The 24,171-nt window shown below is 65.2% G+C and carries 16 protein-coding genes; 9 read left to right on the top strand and 7 right to left on the bottom strand.

The genetic code is table 11. The annotated features are described in order from the left end of the window. Positions 1–189: 189 nt before the first annotated feature. The 4 genes from ACZ5BM_RS13845 to ACZ5BM_RS13860 all read right to left on the bottom strand — a co-directional run bounded on the left by ACZ5BM_RS13845 (position 190) and on the right by ACZ5BM_RS13860 (position 6,461). Complete coding sequence (locus ACZ5BM_RS13845) at positions 190–1,836, bottom strand: dihydroxyacetone kinase family protein (RefSeq protein ID WP_498908692.1); 1,647 nt, start codon at positions 1,834–1,836, stop codon at positions 190–192. A 112-nt stretch (positions 1,837–1,948) separates the two neighbouring features. After that, the gene (gene poxB / locus ACZ5BM_RS13850; protein WP_498908693.1) at positions 1,949–3,673 is read right to left on the bottom strand and encodes a ubiquinone-dependent pyruvate dehydrogenase; all 1,725 of its coding nucleotides are present in this window, start codon (positions 3,671–3,673) and stop codon (positions 1,949–1,951) included. A gap of 515 nt (positions 3,674–4,188) precedes the next feature. Beyond that, positions 4,189–4,968, bottom strand: a complete 780-nt coding sequence (locus ACZ5BM_RS13855; RefSeq protein ID WP_498908694.1) for a sulfite exporter TauE/SafE family protein — start codon at positions 4,966–4,968, stop codon at positions 4,189–4,191. Between the two features lie 5 nt (positions 4,969–4,973). After that, positions 4,974–6,461, bottom strand: a complete 1,488-nt coding sequence (locus ACZ5BM_RS13860) for an aminotransferase class V-fold PLP-dependent enzyme (RefSeq protein WP_498908695.1) — start codon at positions 6,459–6,461, stop codon at positions 4,974–4,976. 102 nt (positions 6,462–6,563) lie between these two features. Here ACZ5BM_RS13860 and ACZ5BM_RS13865 point away from each other — a divergent pair, with 102 nt between their 5' ends. Then, positions 6,564–7,025, top strand: a complete 462-nt coding sequence (locus tag ACZ5BM_RS13865; RefSeq protein WP_498911642.1) for an Lrp/AsnC family transcriptional regulator — start codon at positions 6,564–6,566, stop codon at positions 7,023–7,025. 33 nt (positions 7,026–7,058) lie between these two features. Here the strand turns inward: ACZ5BM_RS13865 and ACZ5BM_RS13870 are convergent, their stop codons facing one another. Together ACZ5BM_RS13870 and ACZ5BM_RS13875 are read right to left on the bottom strand one after the other, a co-directional pair. Further along, the gene (locus tag ACZ5BM_RS13870) at positions 7,059–8,792 is read right to left on the bottom strand and encodes a hybrid sensor histidine kinase/response regulator (RefSeq protein WP_498908696.1); all 1,734 of its coding nucleotides are present in this window, start codon (positions 8,790–8,792) and stop codon (positions 7,059–7,061) included. Positions 8,793–9,085: 293 nt separating this feature from the next. After that, a complete protein-coding gene (locus ACZ5BM_RS13875; protein WP_498908697.1) occupies positions 9,086–10,465 on the bottom strand; it encodes a cytochrome P450 family protein in 1,380 nt (459 codons plus the stop codon). A gap of 58 nt (positions 10,466–10,523) precedes the next feature. On the opposite strand from ACZ5BM_RS13875, the gene ACZ5BM_RS13880 reads away from it, so the two are divergent. The 4 genes from ACZ5BM_RS13880 (at position 10,524) to ACZ5BM_RS13895 (ending at position 15,987) form a co-directional block, all read left to right on the top strand. Beyond that, a complete protein-coding gene (locus tag ACZ5BM_RS13880) occupies positions 10,524–11,180 on the top strand; it encodes a TetR/AcrR family transcriptional regulator (protein ID WP_498908698.1) in 657 nt (218 codons plus the stop codon). Positions 11,181–11,406: 226 nt separating this feature from the next. After that, positions 11,407–12,627, top strand: a complete 1,221-nt coding sequence (locus ACZ5BM_RS13885) for a GGDEF domain-containing protein (RefSeq protein WP_498908699.1) — start codon at positions 11,407–11,409, stop codon at positions 12,625–12,627. Between the two features lie 275 nt (positions 12,628–12,902). Continuing rightward, the gene (locus ACZ5BM_RS13890) at positions 12,903–14,834 is read left to right on the top strand and encodes a ribonucleoside-diphosphate reductase subunit alpha (protein WP_498908700.1); all 1,932 of its coding nucleotides are present in this window, start codon (positions 12,903–12,905) and stop codon (positions 14,832–14,834) included. Positions 14,835–15,090: 256 nt separating this feature from the next. Further along, positions 15,091–15,987, top strand: a complete 897-nt coding sequence (locus ACZ5BM_RS13895; protein ID WP_498908701.1) for a hypothetical protein — start codon at positions 15,091–15,093, stop codon at positions 15,985–15,987. A 99-nt stretch (positions 15,988–16,086) separates the two neighbouring features. On the opposite strand, the gene ACZ5BM_RS13900 is transcribed toward ACZ5BM_RS13895, so the two are convergent. Further along, the gene (locus tag ACZ5BM_RS13900) at positions 16,087–16,332 is read right to left on the bottom strand and encodes a hypothetical protein (RefSeq protein WP_498908702.1); all 246 of its coding nucleotides are present in this window, start codon (positions 16,330–16,332) and stop codon (positions 16,087–16,089) included. Positions 16,333–16,473: 141 nt separating this feature from the next. On the opposite strand from ACZ5BM_RS13900, the gene ACZ5BM_RS13905 reads away from it, so the two are divergent. From ACZ5BM_RS13905 to ACZ5BM_RS13920, 4 genes are all read left to right on the top strand, one after another. Further along, positions 16,474–18,777, top strand: a complete 2,304-nt coding sequence (locus tag ACZ5BM_RS13905) for a helicase-related protein (RefSeq protein WP_498908703.1) — start codon at positions 16,474–16,476, stop codon at positions 18,775–18,777. Between the two features lie 311 nt (positions 18,778–19,088). Further along, on the top strand, positions 19,089–19,607 hold the full coding sequence (locus ACZ5BM_RS13910) for a hypothetical protein (protein ID WP_498908704.1): 519 nt from the start codon (positions 19,089–19,091) through the stop codon (positions 19,605–19,607). After that, a complete protein-coding gene (locus tag ACZ5BM_RS13915; RefSeq protein WP_498911644.1) occupies positions 19,604–21,613 on the top strand; it encodes a TonB-dependent receptor plug domain-containing protein in 2,010 nt (669 codons plus the stop codon). The genes ACZ5BM_RS13910 and ACZ5BM_RS13915 overlap by 4 nt, the downstream gene beginning before the upstream one ends. A 360-nt stretch (positions 21,614–21,973) precedes the next feature. After that, on the top strand, positions 21,974–24,088 hold the full coding sequence (locus tag ACZ5BM_RS13920; protein ID WP_498908705.1) for a putative bifunctional diguanylate cyclase/phosphodiesterase: 2,115 nt from the start codon (positions 21,974–21,976) through the stop codon (positions 24,086–24,088). Positions 24,089–24,171: the final 83 nt, after the last annotated feature.

The following is a 24,171-nucleotide window of genomic DNA, read 5'->3' on the forward strand; positions in this document are numbered from 1 at the left end:
ACATCCAGGATCGGGCGCGGGAAGCCGGGTTCGGCCTCGCCGGCAGCGCCGATCAACGCGCCGCGCAATCCGCTTCAGAGTGTGGCATTCGCGCCGAGGCGTCTGCCATGGACCGTGCCGATCGGCAAGGCGGTGCGTGCCGCCGGGGAGACGGGGCGACGGCGTCTCGCCGACACCCCGTTCCGCGTGTCAGCCGGGCCGGGATTGCGCCAGGCTGGCGAAGATCGCCGCCACGGCCACGGCACCCGGATCGGCGACCCCGCGCAGATCCTCGGCACGGAGATAGCTCGACCGGCCGGATTTGGTCTGCACGATCTCCGCCGTCCGCTCCGCGCCGTCCTGTGACGCACGCGCCGCGTCCGCGATCGATCCGCCCCCGTCCAGCGCGCGAATCGCCGGCGCCAGCGCGTCCAGAGCCGTCCGGTCCCCTTCGGCTGCGCCGCCATGGAACGACACACGTTCCAGCCCGGTTGCCAGCGCTTTCGCCCAGTCCGCGCCGTTGCCCAGCGCCCCTCCGGCGGCGGACAGGAAGATCGACGCCACCACGCCGCTCGACCCGCCCATCGCCTTGCCGGCGGTCTGGCCGATCGCCAGCAGGGTTTCGCCCCAATGCGGCTGCACCAGACGGTCCAGTTCGGCCGCAAGGAGCGTCGCGGCGCGCGCTACGGTCGAGCCCGTATCGCCGTCGCCCACGCGCGCATCCAGCCGGTTCAAGGCGTCCTCCTGCGCGATCAGCGCCGCGAAGACGCGCGCCAGCGTGTCGCGTGCGTCGGCGCCGGTTTGCGGGCCGCTCGACGCGCCCATCTCGCCGGCACCCGGCAGGACCGGCAGCGGGATGGTGTCCGGCGCTGCCGGTGCCGTCGCCGAAGGCCAGCCGCGCGCCTCGGTCGGTGCGAGCAGTGCCGCGCGCCGTTCCTCGTCCAGCGGCAGAACGGACAAGGAGAACCCCTTCATGTCGAGCGAGGTCATCATCGGCGCCGGGCCGATCAGCAGGCCGGCGCGTCCGCCCAGCGTCCGCAACGCGCAGTCGGTGGCCACGGCCAGCTCTAGCGGCGGCAGACCACCCAGATTGTTCACCAGCAGCGCCAGAGGCCCGTCGCCTCCCGCCGCACCCAGACGGCCGAGCATGGTCACCACCGTATCCGCTGCCGATGCCACCGCGCCGCGCTCCGCACCTGGCTCGCCATGAATGCCAAGCCCCAGCTCCGCTTCGCCCGGCGCCAAACGGCTTTCGTTGTCCTGGCCGGGCACGGTGCAGGTGGACAGCGCCATGCCGATCGACCGCGTTTCTTCAGCTACCGCACGCGCCGCCGCCGTCACGCGTTCGAGACTTTCGCCCGCCTCGGCCAACGCGCCCGCGATCTTGTGGACGAACAAGGTGCCGGCGATGCCGCGCGGCTGCGCCAGATCGGGCAGGGCGATGTCGTCGCCGACGATCACCGTTTCCACACGGATGCCCGCCGCCCGGGCCCGTTCCGCGGCAAGCCCGAAATTCAGCCGGTCGCCGGTATAGTTCTTCACCACCAGGAGAACGCCCGCCGGACCGCCCACCGCCATGATCGCGGACAGCACCGCTTCCGTGCTCGGCGAGGCGAACACGTCGCCTGCCACGGCGGCGGTCAGCATGCCGCGCCCGACGAAGCCGGCATGGGCAGGTTCGTGCCCGGCCCCGCCGCCGGACACGATCGCCACCTTGTCCGGATCGCGGTCGCGTCTCAGAACGACGCGGATATCGGGGAAACCGTCCAGACGAACGAGCCGCCCACCGGCCGCCCGGAGTTCGCCCTCGATCGCATCCGCGACCAACGACGTACGCGTGTTCATCAGATGGCTCATGCCGGCGTTTCCCCGATCAAGGTCGCCGGCGATCCGGGTGGTGCCGGCCTTTCGGGCATCAAACGCCCCGTTCGGGCCTGTGTCACCACCCTCTGTCGTGGGAAGGCGGACCTCAGCGCAGCAGGTTCGCCTTCGCCAGCTCGACCACTTCGTCCCCGCGCCCGTTCAGCACCGCCTTGATCATGTAGAGCGTGAAGCCTTTGGCCATCTCGCCCGTCACCTTGGGCGGCATCGCCATTTCCATGCGCTCCACTACGGCGTCGATCACCACCGGGCCCGGATGGGCGAAGGCTTCGGCGATCCCGGCTTCCAGTTTGGCCGGATCGTCGATGCGGATGCCCTTGATGCCGGTCGCTTCCGCCATCGCGGCGAAATTCGGGTTCTCGAAGCCGGTGCCGAAATCCACGAAGCCGGAGGATTTCTGTTCCAGTTCGATGAAGCCCAGAGCACTGTTGTTGAAGATCACCACCTTCACCGGAAGGTCGAGCTGCTTCAACGACAGCATGTCGCCCATCAGCATGGTGAAGCCGCCATCGCCGGACAAGGAGATCACCTGACGACCGGGGCAGGCGGCCTGCACGCCGATCGCCTGCGGCATCGCATTGGCCATGGAGCCGTGCCAGAACGATCCGATCAGGCTGCGCTGGCCGGTCATGGTGAGATAGCGCGCGCTCCATACCGTCGGCAGCCCCACATCGGCGGTGAAGGCGGCGTCGGCATTGGCGCGCTCGCTCAGCACACGCATCACGTGCTGCGGATGCAGACGGCCGCCCGGCTTGCCGGTCGCCAGCTTGTCCAGCCCCGCGCGCGCTTCGGCATAATGCTTGGTCGCGGCGGCAAGATGGGCGTTGTCGGTCTTCTTCTGCAGAAGCGGCAGCAGAAGCTCCAGCGTTTCGCCGACATCGCCCAGAACGCCGAGTTCGATCGGTGCGCGGCGCCCCAGATTCTGCGCCCGCGTATCGACCTGCGCGATCCGTGCGCCTTCCGGATAGAACTGGCGGTACGGAAAATCCGTGCCCAGCATCAGCAGCACGTCGCACGAGCCCATGGCGTGATAGCCGGACGAGAAGCCGATCAGGCCGGTCATGCCGACATCGTAGGGATTGTCGTGTTCGATATGCTGCTTGCCGCGCAGCGCGTGCACGATCGGCGCCTGCAACGTTTCCGCCAGCTTCACCACCGCATCATGCGCACCGGCCACGCCGCCACCGCACAGAAGCGTGACGCGCTTGCCTTCGTTCAGCAGCGCGGCGAGTTGCTGCACCACCGGCAGTGGCGGCACAATGCGCGGCGCCGGCGGCAGCAACGCCGCACGACGCGCCGGCACAATCTCGGGAATGCTCTTCAGCATGATGTCGCCGGGGATCACGACCACGGCCACGCACCGATCCGCCACCGCGCGACGGATCGCCGTGTCCAGGACGCGCGGCATCTGCGCGACGCTCGACACCAGTTCGCAGTAGCCGGAACACTCGCGGAACAGCTCTTCCGGGTGGGTTTCCTGGAAGTAGCCGGAGCCGATTTCGGCGGACGGGATATGCGCCGCGATCGCCACCACCGGCACCCGCGAACGCTGTGCGTCGAACAGACCGTTGATCAGATGCAGATTGCCCGGTCCGCAGCTGCCAGCGCAGACGGCGAGTTCGCCGGTCGCTTCCGCTTCGCCGGCCGCGGCGAAGGCAGCGGATTCTTCGTGACGCACGTGCAGCCATTGCAGTTCGCCGCGACGGCGGATCGCATCGGTGAATCCGTTCAGGCTGTCGCCGACAATGCCCCAAACCCGGCGAACGCCCGCCGCGTGGAGGGTCTCGACCATCTGGTCAGCAATTGTCGGCATCGGTTTCATTCCTTCGTTTGATACGAAAAGCGCGAGCAGCACTTCAGGCGTCGCCGAACAGGTGGCACGCGTCAAGAAACCAGAGGTTCCATCGAAAAACGCAGATCAGGGTTGGTTTCTTCGGGCTTTCGGCAGGAGAAAATCGGAAGCCCGTTGATACGACGGAGAAGAATCGAAGAAACGATACTCCGGCCTATCGGGAAATTAATCGGCAAATCGCCGGAATCATTGTCTCGACGCGAGCTTTGCAGAATTCGTATGCGAGACCGAACTCCGGAACAGTATTCATTTCTGCATATGGGAGGAAGACGTTTCCAATATCGGTTCCGGGACGAGCCATCGATGGCGGAACGGCGAGAAGAACGTCATTCATCCGTCGAACAACCCGACATGGCCGACAGGTCCAGAAAACGATCCGTGCGCAGTAGCCGCGCTTATGCCGATCACGGTCGTGCCGTTGGAACGTCACCCGTCTCCGCCGCGATAATCGCAGGCGGCAGCAGCGAGGCGAAACGCTATAGAGTTCCGCTCAGGCTGCGATACAGAATGAACACACCCACGCAGCAGATCATCACCGCGAGCGTCGGCACCAGACGCTGGCCGGATGCGAGCCGGCCGGCTGCGCGCGTGCCCAGCATCATGCCTGCCGTGCCGCCGCCCACGAACAGAACTGCCAGCCACCACGCCACCATGCCGGACCAGGCATAGCTCGCCGCCGTGGTCAGCCCGAACGCGGCCACCGCGACCAGCGAGGTGGCGCAGGCGCGCTGCGCCGGCAGATGCGCCGTGCTCATCAGCCCCGGCACGATCAGAAATCCGCCGCCGATGCCGAAGATACCCGACAACAGTCCGGTTCCGGCACCGACTCCCAGAAGCCGCGAGGCGACGCCTCCGGAGATGGGCTGGGTCGCCCCGGCGGTCTCTCCGCGACGACGCAGCAGCATGGATGCCGCCACCACCAGCATGAGCAGGGCGAACAGGATCATCAAACGCTTGCCGTCGATCAGCTTGCCGGCCTGCGCGCCGATCAGCGCACCCAGAACGCCGCCGGCCGCGAACAACCCGCCGCTGCGCCAATCGACGAGGCCGCGTTTCGCATGGCCGAACAATCCCGCCGCGGCGTTCACCGCCACGGCGACCGCGCTGGTGCCGACGGCCACATGCGGACTCGGCACCCCGACCGCATAGATCATCAGCGGCACGGCCAGGATCGAGCCGCCGCCGCCGGCGAGACCGAGAACGAAGCCGACCAGACTGCCGGACCCAATATCGAGCAGAAGCTGAACGGGGTGCATCGCCGTTACGCCGGGATCATTTCGTCGTTGGGCACCAGCTCGAACTCGAACCGGAACCGTGCCGTGGCCGGATCGGCGCGGTAGCGTTCCAGCCAGGGCTCGGCATCGCGCGCCAGCGATTCCACCGCGCTCAGGATGCGCTCCACCTTCTCGTCGGTCAGCAAGGCGGACAGATTCAGGCGCGTCCAGCCCGGCTTCTGCATCTCGTCGCCGGACAGGATCGCCGCCCGTAGCTCGGCCGAGCGTTCCGCATCGATATCGAGCAGGCGATGCGCATACGGGCCGGCGCAGGCGCAGCCGCCGCGGGCCTGGATGCCATACAGATCGGACAGCAGACGGGTGACGAGCTGGGCATGGATGAAGCCGCCGCGTTTCCGGTCGCGGATGCGGAAGGCGAAGATCGGCAGGCGCCGGGCTGCGTCCGGATTGCCCAGCAGAACGATGTCCGGATGCGCCGACCAGCGATCCAGCGCACGCGCCAGCAGCGCCTCGTGGCGCCGATCCAGATGGTCCTGGCCGACCGCCGCCTTCACCGCGAAACAGAGCGCGGTGCGGATGTCGCCCACCACGTTGGGCGTGCCGGCTTCCTCGCGCGCGGCCAGATCGCTGGCGAAATCATGTCCCCAGGGCGACACGAAGCGCACGGTGCCACCACCGGCATGGCTCGGCGTGGTGCGGCGCACCGCATCCCGGCGCACGATCAGAATACCGGACGCGCCCGGGCCGCCCAGGAATTTGTGTCCGGACAGCACCACCGCATCCTTCTCGAACGGCGTGCCGGCACGCATGGCGATGGACAGGTACGGCGCGCCGCAGGCGTAGTCCCACACCGCCAGAGCGCCGTGACGCTTCAGGATCTCCGTGACGGCATCGACATCGGTCAGAATGCCGGTGACGTTGGAAGCGGCGGAAAACGACCCGACCGTGAAGCGACCGGGTGCGCGCTCGCGCAGCACCTGTTCCAGCACGGCGAGATCCGGTCCGCCTTGCGTGCCTTCGGGAATCTCCACCAGCTCCGCGCCGCTTTCGCGCCAGGGCAGGATGTTGGAATGGTGCTCGTAGGGGCCGATCAGCACCAGAGGCGGCCGGCTGGCGGCGGCATCGTCGGACACGCCCAGAAGGGAGACGAGGCGGTTCAACCCCGCCGTGGCGCCCGCACCGGCGAAGATGGTGGCGAAACGGGCATCGGCGCCGCACTGGTCGGCGATGAACTGGCGCGCCTCGCGACGCAGACGGGTCATGGCGCGTCCGCAGAACGACGCTTCGGTGTGGCTGTTGGCGTAGACGGGCAGGACCTGCTCGGCGACGAAGCTCTCGATCTGACGCAGGGCGCGGCCCGACGCCACATGGTCGGCATAGAGCAGCGGCTTCGGGCCGAGCGGACCGGGCAGGGCGATGCCGTCGCCGATATAGCCTGCCCGCAGTGCGGCGATCGGATCGGCCACGTTCAGGGCTTCGACGAAATCGGCGATCCGCGGCTCACTGCCGTCCATGGTCATCCTCCCGAACTGATGACGGAACGATGACACGGGTTCCGCGAGAGGTTTTCCCCTATTTTTGCACGGAAGGGTCCGATTTGTGGTCATATGACCACCATGAAACCTCAGATCGACCATATTGATCGGCAAATCCTGCGTGCCCTGCAGGAATGCGCCACCTTGTCTCAGCGCGAACTCGCCGAACGGATCGGCTTGTCGCAGAATGCCTGCTGGCGCCGCCTGAATGCGCTGCGCCAGTCGGGACTGATCACCGGCGACGGAATCCGGCTCGACGCCGTCCGGCTCGGTCTCGGTCTCACCGTGTTCGTGATGATCCGCACCCGGCACCACAACCGCGAATGGCTGCAGGAATTCCGGCGCGTGGTCTGCGCCATCCCGAACGTGATCGATTTCTACCGGATCGCCGGCAATTACGATTATCTGATCAAGGTCGTGGCGGAGAACATGGACGCGTTCGACCGCGTCTATCAGCGGCTGATCGAGCGGATCGAGCTCGACAGCGTGACCTCCTACATCACCATGGAATCGATCGCGGATTCCCGGCCGCTCCCGGTTTGAAGCGCGCGTCGATCCGGCCCGGCGGTGCGAGTACTACTCGCGCGCGTGGCCGAAATCGGAATTGCGCCGGCCGGGGCCGGACCGCGCAGTGCCGCGCAGGGCGGCCTGGATGCGGTCGATCAGCTCGCTGCGCTTGTAGGGCTTGCCGAGCACCTCCTGCGCCACGCGCTGCGGCCCATCGATCGACATCTCGTCATTGTATCCGGTGGTCAGGATCACCGGGATCTGCGGCGCACGCTCGCGGATCTGCTCGGCCAGCACGAGGCCGTTGGCGCCACCGGGCATCAGCACGTCGGAGAAGACGAGGCTGAACGGGTCGTTTCTTTGCCCCGCATCCTCGAACAGTTCCAGCGCTTCCTCCGCGCTGTGCGCCATGCTGACGCGATAGCCGATATCCATCAGCGTCTCGCGCGCCATTTCGGCGATCTCGCGGCTGTCGTCGACGACCAGGATCAGCGGCACCGGCGTGCTCTGCGAGAGCGGTCTGGCCTGATAGCCGCGACGGTCCGACGGCTCGGCCCGCTCCTGCTCCGCCTGCATGCGCGGAAAGGACATGCGGATCGTGGTGCCCTGGCCCGGCGCGCTTTCGATCTCCAGATGTCCGCCCGATTGCTGCACGAAGCCGTGCACCATCGCGAGACCCAGCCCGGTGCCCTGGCCCACGCCCTTGGTGGTGAAGAACGGCTCGGTGGCCCGGGCGACGATGTGCGGCGGCATGCCGGCGCCCTCGTCGGTCACGCAGAGCTGCACGTACTCGCCCGGTTCCAGCCCATGCGCGCCGACCGGCCCGTCGGTGCGGATGGTGCGTGTCGTGACCACGATGTTGCCGCCGCCGGGCGAGGCGTCGCGCGCGTTCACCACAACGTTCAGCAGCGACATCTCCAGATGGTTGGGATCGATGCGGATCCTGGGCAGGCGGCGCTGCAGATTCAGGTGCAGATCGACCTTGTTGCCGGCGGAGGTCTCCAACAGTTCGGCGAAAGACAGGATCAGCTCGCTCAGATCGACGCCCTTCGGCTCCAGACGGGTGCGCCGGGCGAAGGCCAGCAGCTGGCGGGTCAGCTTTGCGCCGCGCTCGGAGGCCATCATCGCGGCGCTGTGATGCCGCTCGAACGCCGCGTCGTCGTGCCGCTTGGCCTGCATCCGCTCCAGGCTGCCGTCCAGCACCTGCAACAGGTTGTTGAAATCATGGGCGAGGCCGGCGGTGAGCTGGCCGATCGCCTCCATCTTCTGCGCCTGACGCAAGGATTGCTCGCTGTCGCGACGCTTGGTCACGTCGAGCTGGCTAGCGAAGAAATAGATCAGCTCGCCGCTCTTGCTGAACACCGGACCCATGAAGATGGCGTTCCAGAACGGCGTGCCGTCGCGGCGGTAGTTCAGGATCTCCAGAGCGATCGGGCGGCATTCGGCGATCGCGTCGCGCAGCTGCTTCACTGCGCCCGGATCGGTGCCGGCGCCTTGCAGAAAGCGGCAATTGCGCCGGATCACCTCCGCTTCCTCGTAGCCGGTGAGGTCCAGGAAGGCATTGTTGGCGAACACGATCGGGCAATCCGGCAACTTCGGATCGGCCAGGATCATCGGCATGCGCGTCATCTCGACGGCGGCGAAGAAGATGTTGCCGCGATTGTCGAGTGTGGAATCGGTGATCTCGGCCTGACGCCAGTGATGCAGGCCGGGATTGCCCAGCGGGTCCTGGCCGGCCTGGTCCATGGTCCCCTGGGCGGGAATGCCGGTGGCCGACGCGTCGTCTGGGGTGTGGTCGTCCATCTATCGGGCATCCTGTCGGGCGAAGAACGCGCTCCGGCCGGTGTTCGGCCAGCGATCGAAGGCCAAGGTCGCGTCTACAGGATTCCCCGCCCGGAAACCATGCCGTGCGGCCTGTCGGCGCGCGGTGGCCTCTTCACGAGATCGCGGGCTGACCGGCCGGCCGCGCCACCGCTTCTGGTTCCGGTCGATCTGTTGCTCCGAATGCCGCGCGCTCATGGTTTCGACAGCGCATCGGCGTAACGATCGTTCCGCCGGCTGTCCGCTTTCCCGCAATACCGGCGCGGTCGGCGCTCTCAGGCCGAAGCGGCCGCGACGTCCGGCCGCCGCGGCGACACGCGCAGCCGGATCGGCGCGGTCGGCCGCAAGGTGATGGCCATGCGGGACCGTGGCGGCACCGGGTCCACGCTCTGCAGATCGAGCCGCCGCACCAGAGTCGACAGGACGATCACCGCCTCGTGCAGGGCGAAGGCCGATCCGATGCAGGCCCGGGGCCCCGCGCCGAACGGCATGAAGCTCAGGCGCGGCCGCGCGGCCACGGCGTCGGGCAGGAACCGATCCGGGTCGAACACGTGCGGGGCAGTCCACCACGGCGCACGGCGATGGATCGCGAACACGGGCACCATCAGCAGCGTGTCCCGCTCCAGCGCGACGCCGCCCAGTTCGAACGGTCTGGCGACCCGGCGCGCGAACATCGGCGCCGCAGGGTAAAGGCGCAGCCCTTCCTGCACCACGCGCATCGCCAGGGGCAGGGCGGCCACGTCGCCGGGTTCGGCGGCGTCGGCTTCGCGTTGAAGCTGGCGCACGATCTCCGGATGGCGCGCCAGCAGGTCAAGCGTCCAGGCCAGCGACAGGGCGGTGGTCTCGTGCCCGGCGGCGACGAAGGTCAGCAGATTGTCCACGATCTCGGTGTCGTCGAGCCCGCGCCCTGTTTCCGGGTCGGCCGCCTCCATCAGCAGCGACAACAGATCGTCCCGCCGCTCGCCTTCGCGCCGGCGCTGCGCCACACGGGCGCCGAGCTGGTCGCGCAGGGTCGCGGCCACGGCGATGCCGGCGCGCTGTCCCGGCAACGGCGCCCAGGACGGAACGCCGAGGATGTTGGCCAGATTGGCCCAGCGCGTGTGGTGCAGATAGCGCTCCATCCCCTCCGCCGTGGCCTGGACGTCGAAGCCCTCGCCGCCGGACAGCATGGTGTCGACGATGATGTCGAAGGTCGCATGCATGGTCTCCGCGCCGATATCTACCGGTCCCCGCGCGCCCGCTTCCGCCAGGCGCCCGGCGGAGCGCTCGGCGGCCGCCACCATGGCCGGGGTGAAGCGGGGCAGGGTGGCGGCCCGGAACACAGGCGCGATGGTGCGTCGCTGCCAGCGCCAATCGTCGCCCTCCGCCGTCAGCAATCCGTTGCCCAGCGCAGGACCGAGCGGACGACGCACGGTCTCGCCCTTGTCCAGATCGGCGGCATGGGCGACCAGCGCCTCCTGCACCAGGGACGGCCCCGTGAGATACACCACGGGGCGACGCAGGAGGCGGCGTTGCACCAGATCCTCGGTAAAGATCTCCGGCGGCAGGCCGTCCAGCGGATTGCTCATGGTGGCCCGCACGACGCGGCCGAAACCGATGGTGCGTCCGGCGGCGCTTCGAAGGTCGGTCCGCAGGCGGCGCGTCGAGATGGTCATGGCGGTCGCCATCCTCTAAGGTGTCTACCTTAGAAAGTACTTAAGGTGTCCACCTTAGATGAGCAAGCCCGTTTCCGGATCGCCGCGCGGCCAGACCCGCGCGCGGATCGTCGACACGGCCTGTGCCCTGTTCAACGAGCACGGCGCCGAACGCACCACCACGAAGGCGATCGCCGAGGCGGTCGGCATCAACGAAGGCAACCTCTATTATCATTTCCGCACCAAGGAGCTTCTGGTCCTGGCAGTGTTCGAGCGCTTCGAGCGCGCTGCGCAGGACCTGCTCTCGGACCGGGACCCGGATGGCGTATTCGACCAGGACCGGCGACTGCGCGGCTGGTTCGAACTGACCTGGTCCTATCGCTTTCTGTTTCGCGACACGGTCGGGCTGCAGGCGATCGCGCCGGCGTTGACGGCACGACTGCGCCGATTGTCCATTCGGCTGCAAAGCCTGGTGAAGGCGATGATCCAGACGCTGTCGGACGCCGGAATGCTGCGGATCGTACCGGAAGAGCGCGACCGTCTGCTCGACAATCTCTGGATCGTGGCCAGTTACTGGATCGCGTTCCTGGTCACCCATCGCGGTGTGAAGCAGATCGCGCCCCGGCACCTGGAGTGGGGCTTCGCGCAGGTCAGGAGTTTGTTCGTTCCCTATCTGTCAGATGCGGCTGGTCTGTTGGTCGGAGTTCGGACCACGCCGCCCAGAAACCACCTTTGAAAGCGCGATCCGCGCGCGCGAACCGAGGGTAATGGCGCGTGGCTTCCGCGGGGGTTCGTGGCGCTTCGCCTCCCCGTTCGGCGGCAAGGCGGGGATGCAAATATCGTTGGTTTGCAAAGTGTTAACCAAGCGGAGGAAAAGTTCCTTTCTCCGATTCAATTATTCCGCTCGCAGAGATTTGATGATAAAATAACGGCTCCTGTTACCCCAATCGACGCCGGTGGCCATGTCGTCCGATCTGATCGCCGTGATCGAACCGAAGATTCTCGTGTCCTTGATCTGCACCCTTAACGTGGTGCCGTGCTGGCTCCTGCGCAGGGACCTGCAGGACCGGTCCGTCCGGTCGTTGAACGAGGCGACCCTCGCATTCGGCGTCGGCCTGCCTCTGCTGCTGTTCAAGGCATGGCTGCCGACATACGCCGCATTGATCGTCGGCAATATGTTGATCCTGGCCGCGATGACGCTGCTGTGGCTGTCCGTGGCAGCGCTGGTCGGCCGGCAGGTGGATCGGCGTTTGGTGCTGGTGGCGCCATTGATCTGGCTCGCCTGCTGGTTGTCGCCCTGGTTCAGAATCGAGCGGGATCTCCGGGTCGCCTTCTTCTGCGCCGTGTCGGCACTGCTGATCGCGCGCCCGGTGATCGACCTGCTGTGTACGAAGCGACGCGGCCTGCCGCAATCCTTGCTGATCCTGATGGGGTCGCTTCATGCGCTGGCCAGCGGCGCGCGCGTCGTGCTCGCGATCCGGCACGCTCCGTTCGCACATTCTCCGCTTTGGGTCATGCTGACCCAGATCAATACGCTGGCCTACATGATGTTGTGGCCGGCACTCTGCACCATTCTCCTGAACAGGGTGTCTCTGGAAGCTGAGGCGGCGCGCGGGCGGCGCGACGAGTTGTCCGGCCTGCTGAACCGCCGTGGACTTCTGTTCGAGATCGATCGCGTGGGCCCCGGCACGGTTCTCCTGTTCGACATCGACCATTTCAAGCGCATCAACGATCAGCATGGCCATGCCGTCGGCGACGAAGCGATTGTCGCCTTCGCCGTTCTGGCGGAGCGGGTTCTGGGCCCGGATCTGTTGCTGGGCCGGATCGGTGGCGAGGAGTTCGTGGCCTTTCTCCCGGTGCGGCATGACGCCGCCCGCGACGCCGTCTCGGCCATGGAGGCGGCCGATCGCGTCAGGGTCGCCTTCGCCGCATTGCGGTCGTTCGGATCGCTCGCCACGACGGTAAGTGTTGGTATCGCCTCGCCGCTGGCGGGCGAGGCACTCGATCGCCAGCTCGCCCGCGCCGACCGCGCGCTTTATCTGGCAAAGCGTCGTGGCCGGAACCGGGTGGAGCTGTACGATGGCCCTGCATCCGCCGGTCCCGTCGGCGCTGCCGACATCGACGCGGACGACCCTCGCCGCCTGCCGGTCGACTCGGCGCCCCGGATGCTCCAGGTCGCCTGACGCGATTCGCGACGTCGCCCGGGCTTCGCTCACGGAAAATCGTTGGCTGTGAATACCGGGGAAAGCGGCAGCTAGCGGCTTGACCGGAAAGCCTCCCGGCACTGGGACGGGTCGCGGCGCCTCTGCCACACCCCAACATAATCTGGGGTCAAGACCTTAAAACGGACCCCATATATAGCGTAATCTCCTTGCAACGGACGCCACATGGCGTTGTTCATCCGGTTCGCGCGCCATTCCAGGCCGGCCGGTTTTCGATCCATTCGAGGGAGCATCGCATGACGCTGAACGACGCCGTGGAGTCCGATCTCCTGGAGACCGACACCTCGTCCTCCGGCTCCGCGCCGTCCAGCCGCGGACAGGAGCTGGACGGGCAGGGCACGATGATCGACGTGGTGCAGCTCGAAGGCCACCATCCGGTGCGCGTCGACCGTTCGCGCGATGCGCTGCTGACCGATTTCGGCCGCGCCACGCTCGACAACCGCTACCTCCTGCCCGGCGAAAGCTATCAGGACCTGTTCGCCCGCGTGGCCTCCTATTACGGCGACGACGCGGCGCATGCACAGCGCCTCTACGACTACATCTCCAAGCACTGGTTCATGCCGGCCACCCCCGTGCTGTCCAACGGCGGCACCACGCGCGGCCTGCCGATCTCCTGCTTCCTGAACGAAGCCTCCGACAGCCTCGACGGCATCGTCGGCCTGTGGAACGAGAACGTCTGGCTCGCCTCCAAGGGCGGCGGCATCGGCTCCTATTGGGGCAATCTGCGCTCCATCGGCGAGAATGTCGGCCGCAACGGCAAGACCTCCGGCGTCATCCCCTTCATCCGCGTGATGGACAGCCTGACGCTGGCCATCAGCCAGGGTTCGCTGCGACGCGGCTCGGCCGCCGTCTACCTGCCGATCTGGCACCCCGAGGTGGAGGAGTTCATCGAGATCCGCCGCCCCACCGGTGGCGACCCGAACCGCAAGGCGCTGAACCTCCATCACGGCGTGCTGATCTCCGACGCCTTCATGCGTGCCGTGGAAGCCGACGAGGATTGGGCGCTGCTGAGCCCGAAGGACGGCTCGCATATCCGCAAGGTGTCCGCGCGCGGCCTGTGGATCCGTCTGCTCACCGCCCGCATGGAGCAGGGCGAGCCATACATCATCTATTCCGACCATGTGAACAACGCGCGTCCCGAGCACCACAAGCTTGCCGGGCTGGAGGTGAAGACCTCCAACCTCTGCGCCGAGATCACCCTGCCGACCGGCATCGACCAGCATGGCGAGCAGCGCACCGCCGTGTGCTGCCTGTCCTCTCTGAACCTCGAGACCTGGTTCGAATGGAAGGATCACCCGCTGTTCGTGGAAGACGTGATGCGCTTCCTCGACAACGTACTGCAGGACTTCATCGACCGCGCCCCGGACGAGATGGCCCGCGCCAAATACGCCGCCGCCCGCGAGCGCTCGGTCGGCCTGGGTGTGATGGGGTTCCATTCCTTCCTGCAGTCGCAGAACGTCCCGTTCGAAAGCGTCATCGCCAAGGTCTGGAACCGGCGCATGTTCGCGCAGATCCGCGCCCAGGCCGATGCCGCCTCGCGCATGCTGGCCGAAGAGAAGGGCCCGTGCCCGGATGCCGCCGAATACGGCGTGATGGAGCGCTTCAGCCACAAGCTGGCGATCGCCCCCACCGCGTCGATCTCGATCATCACCGGCGCCACCAGCCCGGGTATCGAGCCGATCGCCGCCAACGTGTTCCTGCAGAAGACGCTGTCCGGCTCGTTCACCGTCCGCAACCGGCATCTGCAGAAGCTGCTGGCCGAGAAGGGTCAGGACACCGACGAGGTCTGGAGCTCCATCACCCTCACCAAGGGCTCGGTGCAGCATCTCGACTTCCTGACCGACCAGGAAAAGGACGTCTACAAGACCGCCTTCGAACTGGATCAGCGCTGGGTGATCGAACACGCCGCCGACCGCACCCCGTTCGTCTGCCAGAGCCAATCGGTGAACCTTTTCCTGCCGGCCGACATCCACAAGCGCGACCTGCACCAGATCCACATGCTGGCCTGGAAGCGCGGCATGAAGAGCCTGTACTACTGCCGTTCGCTCTCCATCCAGCGCGCCGACACCGTCAGCGACATGCTGACCAAGCCGATCAGCGCCGATGGTCCGGCGAAGCCGGCGGCGACCAGCACCACGAACTATGAAGAATGTCTGGCCTGCCAGTAAGGATCGCAGGGCTCTGCCCTTCACTCCTGTTGATTTAGTTTGCTTTGAACGCAGACTTTCGGAGACCAGGACGACGACTTGCGGGGAATGTCTGACCTGTCAGTAAGGACCGGCCGGCCGGAGACTTGACCCCCTGGGAACCACGTCGGAGATTGACCATCGAAACGGAGGTCTTTCCCGGGTGCCGGCTTGTTCAGTCGTGTCCAATCGGACCTGCGCGGGACAAACTTGCCTCTAGCAACGTGAGGATGGACCGATGAGTAATGTACCCGTTGGGGACGTAGATATCCTTGCGATGACCCCAAAGCAGTTTTTCGCATTGATGCAGGAAGACAGGCCGACGACGTGCAGCGTCTCCCAGCCCGGCTGGGACGCAGCGTGGAACCGCTCGTTCGCGCCTCCGCCCGCTGTTTCTCCTTTCGGTCGTCCTCATGTCGATCCAATCATTCCAGTCAATCCATTCGCACCGATTGATCGCGGCAACGAATGGCTCAAGGATCATACCTACGTCGACATGTTCGGTTGGAAGGATGCCATTCTCGACGGCCGGACGGCTATCAAACAGGTGATGCTGCTTGGCATCATGGGCGATGCGTATCTGACCAAAAACAAGGCGGGTGCAGAAGTTGTCATATTTAAGGGCTACGCGGGCTTGCGTGAGAAGCTGCCCGGAACCCGCTATCTGAGGGAAAATCCAATCGTCCACGCGGCCGACTTTGTGATTGGCCACAAAGAAATGCTGGAGGAAGCTGGAAAAGCGACAAAGGTCGCAATCATATGTTTCGTTGCCTGGGACATCGTACACGAGTGTCTGCAGGATAAACCAGATATGACCCGTCTAGGGATAACGATCGTCAGCGATATTCTTCAATCTGTCGCGGCGACATATGCTGGAGTAGCGGTTGGTGTCATCGCGACACTTCTTGGGGCGCCAGTCGTCTTCAGTTTTTGCATCGTAGCGGCGGTGACGTTTGGTGCCGGAATCGTCGTTGCTAGAGAGGTCGATAGATATAAGTTGGTTGAAAAGGCTGTGAATTTAGCGAAGAGTATAGAAAAGTCAGCAGTGGTAGAGAGTTTCATAAAATTTGCCCAAAAAGCAAATAAGAGCTACATGGAGATGCATACATCTCCGATGGCCTACATGAGTTATTGAAATGATGAACATAAGGAAAGCGGTTATAGCAAAGACACCAAGAAACAAACCGTTAATAACCTTTGGATTCTTTACAATTCTATCAATTGCTTGCTTATATTATATAATATTTAGTGTAGTTCCAGAATTGCGTCTATTAAACGGAATAAATAATAATGTAGAAATCAACGAGCTAACCGTTAAATCTGTATCTATATTATCATTTGTTTTTATAGCTATCGCTTTTGTTATCGCGGCAATAAGGAATAATACAAAATCCCAACCGCTTGAGGTTTCAATCGTAATATTTTCCTTCTGTTTTTTTCTGATCTTTGTAATTTTCTCAACGCCTATATTGATGGTCATGGCAACTGTCAATGGTTATCATGTAGATCACTACGTTTCGGAGCATCGTGGAGGCTATTATACTTTCAAATTGGACGGGTAATAACTAGCGCCAGCTCCTGGCGAGTGTGTCGCGTCCGCCTTTCTGCTACACTCCCGCCCATGACCCAGTCTCCGGCCGAAGCCGCGATCCAGGCCTCCGGCCTCCATGTCGAACAAGCGGAAATGGACCGCCTCGCGCGCCTCATCGCCAGGCGCCTGCCGGCCGACGCCGAGTCCGTTGCCGCTGCCCTCTGCGAGGTCCGCCGCAAGGGCTGGACCGCGCGCCTCATCGATCGCACGCAGCGCGCAGGCTCCATCTGGGTCCGGCGCGAGGACATCGTCGCCGCCACCGATACGGTGCACGACCCCGAGCCCGCCGACGACGCGCTCGACACCGCTCTCGACAGCGTGGTGCAGGATCGCCTGCGCGCCTTCGGCGCCACGGCGGAGGAGGCCCTCGACGCGCTGCTGGCCGATCTGTTCGACAGCGGTGGCCGCGTTCTTTCCGCCCCGCAGCACGAAGCGCTCACCCTGTCCGTCGCCCGCGCCTTCGGCCTGTCGCCGCGCGGACGCTTCGTGGAGATCGCGCTCGCCGACGAGGCTCGCCGCCGCGAGGAGCGTCACGCCGCCGAAACCACGGCGCGTCGCAAACGGCGCGAGGAAGTGCGTCGCCTGCGCGATTGGGAAAACTCCCTGGTCGCGTTCCGCGAAGTGCCGATGCTGCTCGGCTGCTCGGTCAAGGAAGCGTTGCGCTGGGTCGCGGCGGATCGCATTCCGGTCGCGCGCCGGATTCCCAAGCGCAACGCCCCGGGCGGCGAGATCTGGGAGTTCGACCCCGCCGAGATCGCGGCGCTGCAACCGCGCGTCGCGCTCTGGCGCGAACAGGAAGGCGGTGCTACAGCCCCGGCCAAGCCGTTCGTGCTGTCCGGCGGCAAGGCCGCCAACGCCGCCATCGCCCGCGTCGCGGCGCTCGATCGCTACGCCGCCCATTTCTCCACGGCGCGCGCGCTGAAGCGTCGCATCACCCTCGTCACCGGCCCCACCAACAGCGGCAAGTCGCACACCGCTCTAGAACGGCTCAGCGGTGCCGGCAGCGGTCTCGCGCTCGCCCCGCTGCGCCTGCTGGCGCACGAGTTCCGTGAAGCGCTGGAAGCACGCGGCGTACCGGCTTCCCTGGCAACGGGCGAGGAACGCATCACCATTCCCGGCGCCAGACATCTCGCCGCAACGGTCGAGATGTGCCCCCTGCACAATCCGGTCGATGTCGCTTTGGTCGATGAAGCGCAGATGCTGCACGACCCCGATCGCGGTGCGGCCTGGACCGCAGCGATCATGGGCGCGCCCGCGCGCGATCTGTTCGTGCTCGGCTCGCCGGAATGCGTTCCGATGGTCCGTCGCATCGCCGAACTCTGCGGCGATCCGCTCGATGAGATCACGCTGGAACGCAAAGGCCCGCTTCATGCCGCCAAGGAGGCCGTGCCGCTGCACGAACTCGGCAAGGGCGATGCGCTGATCGCCTTCTCGCGGCGCGACGTGCTCGATTTTCGTGCCGCGCTGCAAGCGAAAGGCCGTCGCGTCGCCGTGGTCTATGGCGCGCTCAGCCCCGAGGTGCGACGCGCCGAAGCTGCGCGCTTCAACGGCGGCGAGGCCGATATCCTGATCGCCACCGATGCGATCGGCATGGGTCTCAACCTGGACATCAGACGCGTCGTGTTCGGCGCCCTGCGCAAGTTCGACGGCACCCAGAGCCGCGACCTGCTGCCGCAGGAAGTCAAACAGATCGGCGGGCGCGCGGGGCGCTTCGGCAAGCACGAGGCCGGCATCGTCGCCGTGCTCCAGGGGGCCGGCAGCCCGTCTTTCGTCCGCGCCATGCTCAACGCGCCTCCCACGGAGATCGCCGAACTGCGCCCCCTGGTGCAGCCCGACGCGGATATCGTCCGCGCCGTCGCCGGCGAGATCGGCACGGATAGTTTGTTCGGCGTGCTGGCCCGTATCCGACGCGCGGTTCTGCGGCGCGACGATCCGAACTATCGCCTGTCGGACATGAGCCAGGCCTTTGCCGTCGCCACGGCGCTGGAAGGCATCGAGGGTCTCGATCTGATCCAGCGCTGGACCTATGCGCTTTGTCCGGTGGACGAGCGCGACAACGGCATCCAGCGTCTCGCCGTCTGGGCCGGTGAACACGCGGCGGGGAGGGGCGTCCCCGTGCCCGGCGGTTCGCGTCTGCCGCCGCCGGAACGCGCGACGCGCGACGAACTCGAACGTGCCGAGAAGCGTCACAAGCGCCTCGTCGCCTGGCGCTGGCTCGCGCTGCGCTTCCCCGAAGCCTATCCGGCTTTGGCGGAAGCCCAGCTTCTCACCGCCAAACTCGACGGCTGGATCGAGGCGGTGCTTCGACAGCAGCAGGCGCAACGCCGACGATAAGGGATGCGCATGGCGGTCGCGCAGCCCGGAGCCTGTCGCCGCCGTCATCGCTAGCCGTGATCGACGGTTCCCGGGCGCAGGACGGTCGATGACGGGGCATGGCTGGTCTACGGAAAGTATTCGCGTTCGTCACCATGTAGAGGATCTTCTTCGCAATACAGAAAGATTTGTTACTGTAGAATAGATTATCAATATTGCCTATGGTGGCATAAATCGTTTGTTAACCATCGGGAACTACAATGGGCGTTCAATCTTCCGAGTGAACGTCGTTGTCCACCAGGTTCCGTCAGCGCGGTTTCCGACTTCCCGGCATGATCGTCCCCCTGACGATCGTGTCGCTGGCGAGCCCGGCGTTCGGAGCCGATCAGCGATCGGCGCTCGACCCGCAAGATCTGCAGATCCTGGCGCGCGTCCTGGCCTTTCAGACGACGCCGTCGACCGGAAGCGTGAAGCTGGCCGTCGTGTTCAATCCGGCGAATCCCGGTTCCGTGACCGAAGCCAGGGATATTCTCGCCACGATCGCCGACGGCGTGGTCGCCGGCAATATCGTTTTCCAGGCCCGCTCGATCTCACAGACCGATCTCGCGACGCTCGACCATGTCGATGCCGTACTCTCGACGCAGGGCGTCGATGCCGAGGCGCTCCGGCAAGCCCTGCTGCGACTGCATGTTCCTTGCCTGACGCTCGACCTCACGCAGGTCACGCGCGGAGGCTGCATGGTGGCGATCCGCAGCGCACCGTCGGTCAGCATCGTCTTCAATCAGGCGAATGCCGATGCCGCCAGGGTCCATTTCGCGACCGCCTTTCGGATGATGGTGCAGGAACTATGAAGCTGTTGCGGACCGCGAGCGCCGTCAGCCTGTTCGTTCTTCCCTTGGTCGGCGGTCTTGCCGAACCGGGCGCAGCGCGGGCGCAGGCGATCGATTACGACGCCTACCAGCAGCTGTTCGGCGAGCCTGTGACGGCGTCGGCGACGGGAAAACCGCAGCGGCTGAGCGAGACGCCGGTCGACATGGAGATCGTCACCGCCGACCAGATCGCCCGTTCCGGTGCCAGGACGCTCCCCGACGTGCTTCAGTATGTCGCAGGTATAAACGTCCGTCAGTACGGCATGCAGGACGCGTCCGTCAGCATTCGCGGCGACGATGTTGCCCTCAATCGTCGCGTGCTCGTGCTGCTCGACGGTCAGCAGGTCTACGAGGATGGCTTCGGACTGACGGTGTGGTCGGCCATCCCGGTCGCGCTGGACGAGATCCAGCAGATCGAAGTGATCAAGGGGCCGAACGCGGCGCTCTACGGCTTCAATGCCGTTTCCGGCGTGATCAACATCCTCACGCGCGATCCGCTGCACCACCCGCAGAATACCGCGACTGTACAAGCCGGCACACAGAACCAGACCTATGGCGATGTGGTCGGAACGGTCGGCCATGGTCGCGGATGGGCTGTGCGCCTGGCGGCGCAGGGCTATCGATCGACCGAATTCGATGGCGAGCAGGCAAGCATCGAGCGGCTGCAGCCGAGGAGCGGAATGGTCTCGGCCGATGGCCGGTTCCAGGTCCTGCCTTCGGTGGAGTGGGATGTCTTCGGCGCTTTGTCGAGCCTGATCAGCGCGTACTACGTCGATCTCGGACGCTACAACCCATCGACTTTCCGGACCAACGTGGTGCGCAGCCGGATCGCATACGACTCGCCCCTGGGGCTGCTGCATGTCGACGCCTTCCGGAACGAGGACCGCGTGGCAGTCGACTATAGCGGCATCGGAACGGACTGGCGGGAGGACACCATCCTCGTCACCGGCAGTGACCTGATCAAGACCGGCACGCACGCGTTCCGGATTGCCGCCGAGTATCGGAACAGCGACGCAGCGTCGCTGCGCGCCTTTCGCGGTCATATCGGCTACGAGGATGTTGCGGGTTCGGGCATGTGGGAGTGGTCGCTCACGCCCTGGATCCACCTCACCAATGCCGTCCGTGTGGATACTCTGTTCCTGGGTCATGTCGGGCCGGTTTTCACGTTTCCCGTCCTCGGCACTCCGATCCACGACACGCAGCTGACCGTGCCGAGTTTCAACAGCGGTCTGGTACTGCAGCCCGACGATCTCGACACGCTGCGATTCACCGTGAGCCGTGCGGCCCAGCTTCCCAGCCTGGTCGATTTCGGCCTGGCCGTTCAGGCAGGGCCGGTCGTGGTTTCCGGCAACTCTTCGCTCACGCCGTCGGTGGCCACGAACTACGAGATGGATTGGGATCGTCCATTGCCCGGCTGGCTTTCGACCCTGCGCCTGTCCGCCTTCGCCCAGCATACCCGGGCGACGATCGGGGCCCCGTTCGGCTCCGGTTACACGCCCCTGCCGAACGGGCAACTTGTGCTGCTGGCGCGCAACGCCGGCGATAGCGACGAGGCCGGCGGGGAAGTGACCGTCCAAGGACACAGCCGGACCGGCTTGCGCTGGAATCTCAGCTACGCCTTGGCGGCAGTGGCCGATCGCTCATCGCAATCCGTTCTCGCCACGATGCCGTCGGTGAACTATCAGCGCCAGACTCCGGTCAACGCCGTCAACGTCGGCATCGGTTATCAATGGCGCCAGTTCGACGTCGATTTCCAGGCACGGTGGCAGTCGCACTACCAGGATTTCCGTATCGACACGAACCCCCTGCTTGCGGTGCCGGTCACGGTCGCGAACTACGTCACGATGCGGCTGCATGCGGCCTATCGGCTGACGCGTACCCTGACCGTGTCCGCGACCGCGGATCAGTTCAATCGCCGGCAGATGCCGACCACGGGCGGGGTTCCCTCCGATCGTCAGATCGTCGGGGGTTTGAATGCCGCATTCTGAACGGGAGCACGGAGAATGATCCATCTGCTCGCGCAGTTGAGCAGACAGGCCGACCATCCGGCCTCTCTGCTGGCACTGGTCGCGGCCATCGCCGGCGGCTTGCTGCTGGTCCGATTGCTTCGGGGTGAACGACCTGATGGTCAGCCGCGGCGGTCGTCCGTCGCGGTGGTATCCAGCTTCGCAGGTGCCACGTTGGTGGTTGCGTCCGGCGTCTTCCGGATCGCCTTCGTCGCGGGCTTTCCCCGTGTTCCCTTTGTTGTTCCGCTTCGCTGGGCGGGGATGGCGACGGTTGTCCTGATGCTCTCAGCCGCCGCCGCAGCGGCGATACAGCATGGACGAACCAGATCGGCCCGAAACGCCATGCTGTCCGGCTCGCTGCTGGCCAGCGGCATGTCCATCGCCCTGTTCACCGGCATGAGCGGGCTCGTGAAGCCGTTCAGCCTGTCCTACGATCTCACCGGCGTGCTGACCGTGATGGTGATCGCGAGTTCGCTCTGCGCCTATGGTTTGCGGGAAATCACCAACACCGGGCGGCCCCGTCGTCTCCTGGTCGCGGGCGTCGTTCTGGGACTGGCGATGGCGACCCTGTCCCTCGGCTCGCTGGCGTCGATCCTGCCGTTCGGCGGATGGCTCACGGCATCGTCGGAGCCCGACAATCTGGCCTCGTCTCCCATCGCCGTGATCGTGGCGGCGGAAGCGCTCGCCGTACTCGGCCTCGCCTTGTTCGGCTCTTTGGTCGACAACCGCGTCGCGGCACGGGATCGTCTGGAAACCGAACGCGTGCGGCAGTTGGCGGACAGTGCCATCGAGGGTCTGCTAATCCATGACGGCGACCGGGTCATCGACGGCAACATCAGTTTCGCGACGCTGACGGGCATTGCGATCGAGGATGTTCCGAGATGCCTCGTCGCTCAGTTCGTCCCTGCCGGTTGCGATGCCGAGTTGTGGCGTCCGAATACGGCTGGCGCGATGTCCGAGACCGAGCTTCTGTTCCGGGATGGAAGCCGGATCCCGGTCGAGATCCTGTCGCGCGCCATCAGTTTCGGAGGCCGGACCGCCATCGTCACCGCGTTGCGCGATCTGCGCGAACGTCGTTCGTCCGAGAAACGCATCCGGTTCCTGGCGCATCACGATGCGCTCACCGAACTGCCGAACCGGCTGCTGCTTCGAGAAACGCTCGAAGCAGCCGTCAGGACCGGAGCCCGCAGGCAGGCCTGTCTGGCTGTTCTGTGCCTGGATCTCGATGGTTTCAAAACGATCAATGATGCCATGGGCCACGCGGCTGGCGATGCGCTGCTCCGCATGGTGGCACAACGATTGATCGCCGCCATGGGAGAAGACGATTTTCTCGCACGCATCGGCGGCGACGAGTTCGTGATCCTTCAGCAGGGCCAGGTGGAACCGGAATCCGTGGCCAGTCTTGCGCGGACGGTCATCGACCAGTTAGCGCGGCCGTTCGAGATCGAGGATCAGCTCGTGACGATCGGCACTAGCATCGGAATCACGCTTCATCCGCAGGATGGCCAGACCCCGGTGGAACTGCTCAAGCAGGCCGATATCGCGCTCTACCGTGCCAAGGATCTTGGCCGCGGCACGTTCTGCTTCTTCGAGCCGGGCATGGACATGGCGCTCCGCAAGCGACAGGAGCTGGAAACCGAACTGCGCCGGGCGATCCAGAACAACCTGCTGAATCTGCATTTCCAGCCCTTGTTCGACGGCCGTTGCGAGCTGGTGACGTTTGAAGCGCTGTTGCGCTGGACCCACCCGGTCCTGGGCCCTGTTCCGCCCACCGAATTCATTCCCCTGGCGGAAGAAACCGGCCTCATCATTCCGCTCGGGGAGTGGGTGCTACGCAATGCCTGTCAGACCGCGATGACGTGGGAAAACGGCTCTCGCGTCGCGGTCAATCTGTCGCCGGTGCAGTTTCTGCGCGGCGATCTGCCGAAGCTCGTCCGTACCGTCCTGGCGGAAACCGGACTGCCGGCGACGCGTCTGGAACTCGAGCTTACCGAAGGCATCCTGATCGGCAATGCGGAGGAAGCCCTGAAGCAGTTGCTCCCGTTGCGGGAGATGGGCGTGCGGCTGGTGCTCGACGATTTCGGAACCGGGTATTCCAGCCTGTCCTATCTTCACCGTTTCCCGTTCGACAAACTGAAGATCGACAGATCGTTCATCCACAACCTGACCGTCGACGAGAGCCAGCGCGCCATCGTCGCCGCGATCATCTCGATGAGCAAGACACTCAGGCTGCAGGTCACGGCCGAGGGCGTGGAAACGATCGAGCAATTCGAACTGCTGAGCTCCCAGGGATGTCACGAATTGCAGGGCTATCTCCTGGGACGACCGATGCCGGCTGCCGATGCCCTGAGGTTGCAGAGGCGTGAAACGGCACATTCTGTCGAGCGTACCCAGCCTGTGCTGGCGTCGGGTCTCGTTGCACCCGAAAGCCTCATCATGGAAGTGGTGCCGATATAGGTCTCCGCGCTCCCAAACAGAACGCGAGCGCGACTCGGGCTCAGGGTTATCCTCCGGCGCTGCTCGGTCTGTCGTGATCGGCT

This window comes from Lichenicola sp. GTC18331 (assembly GCF_055386855.1).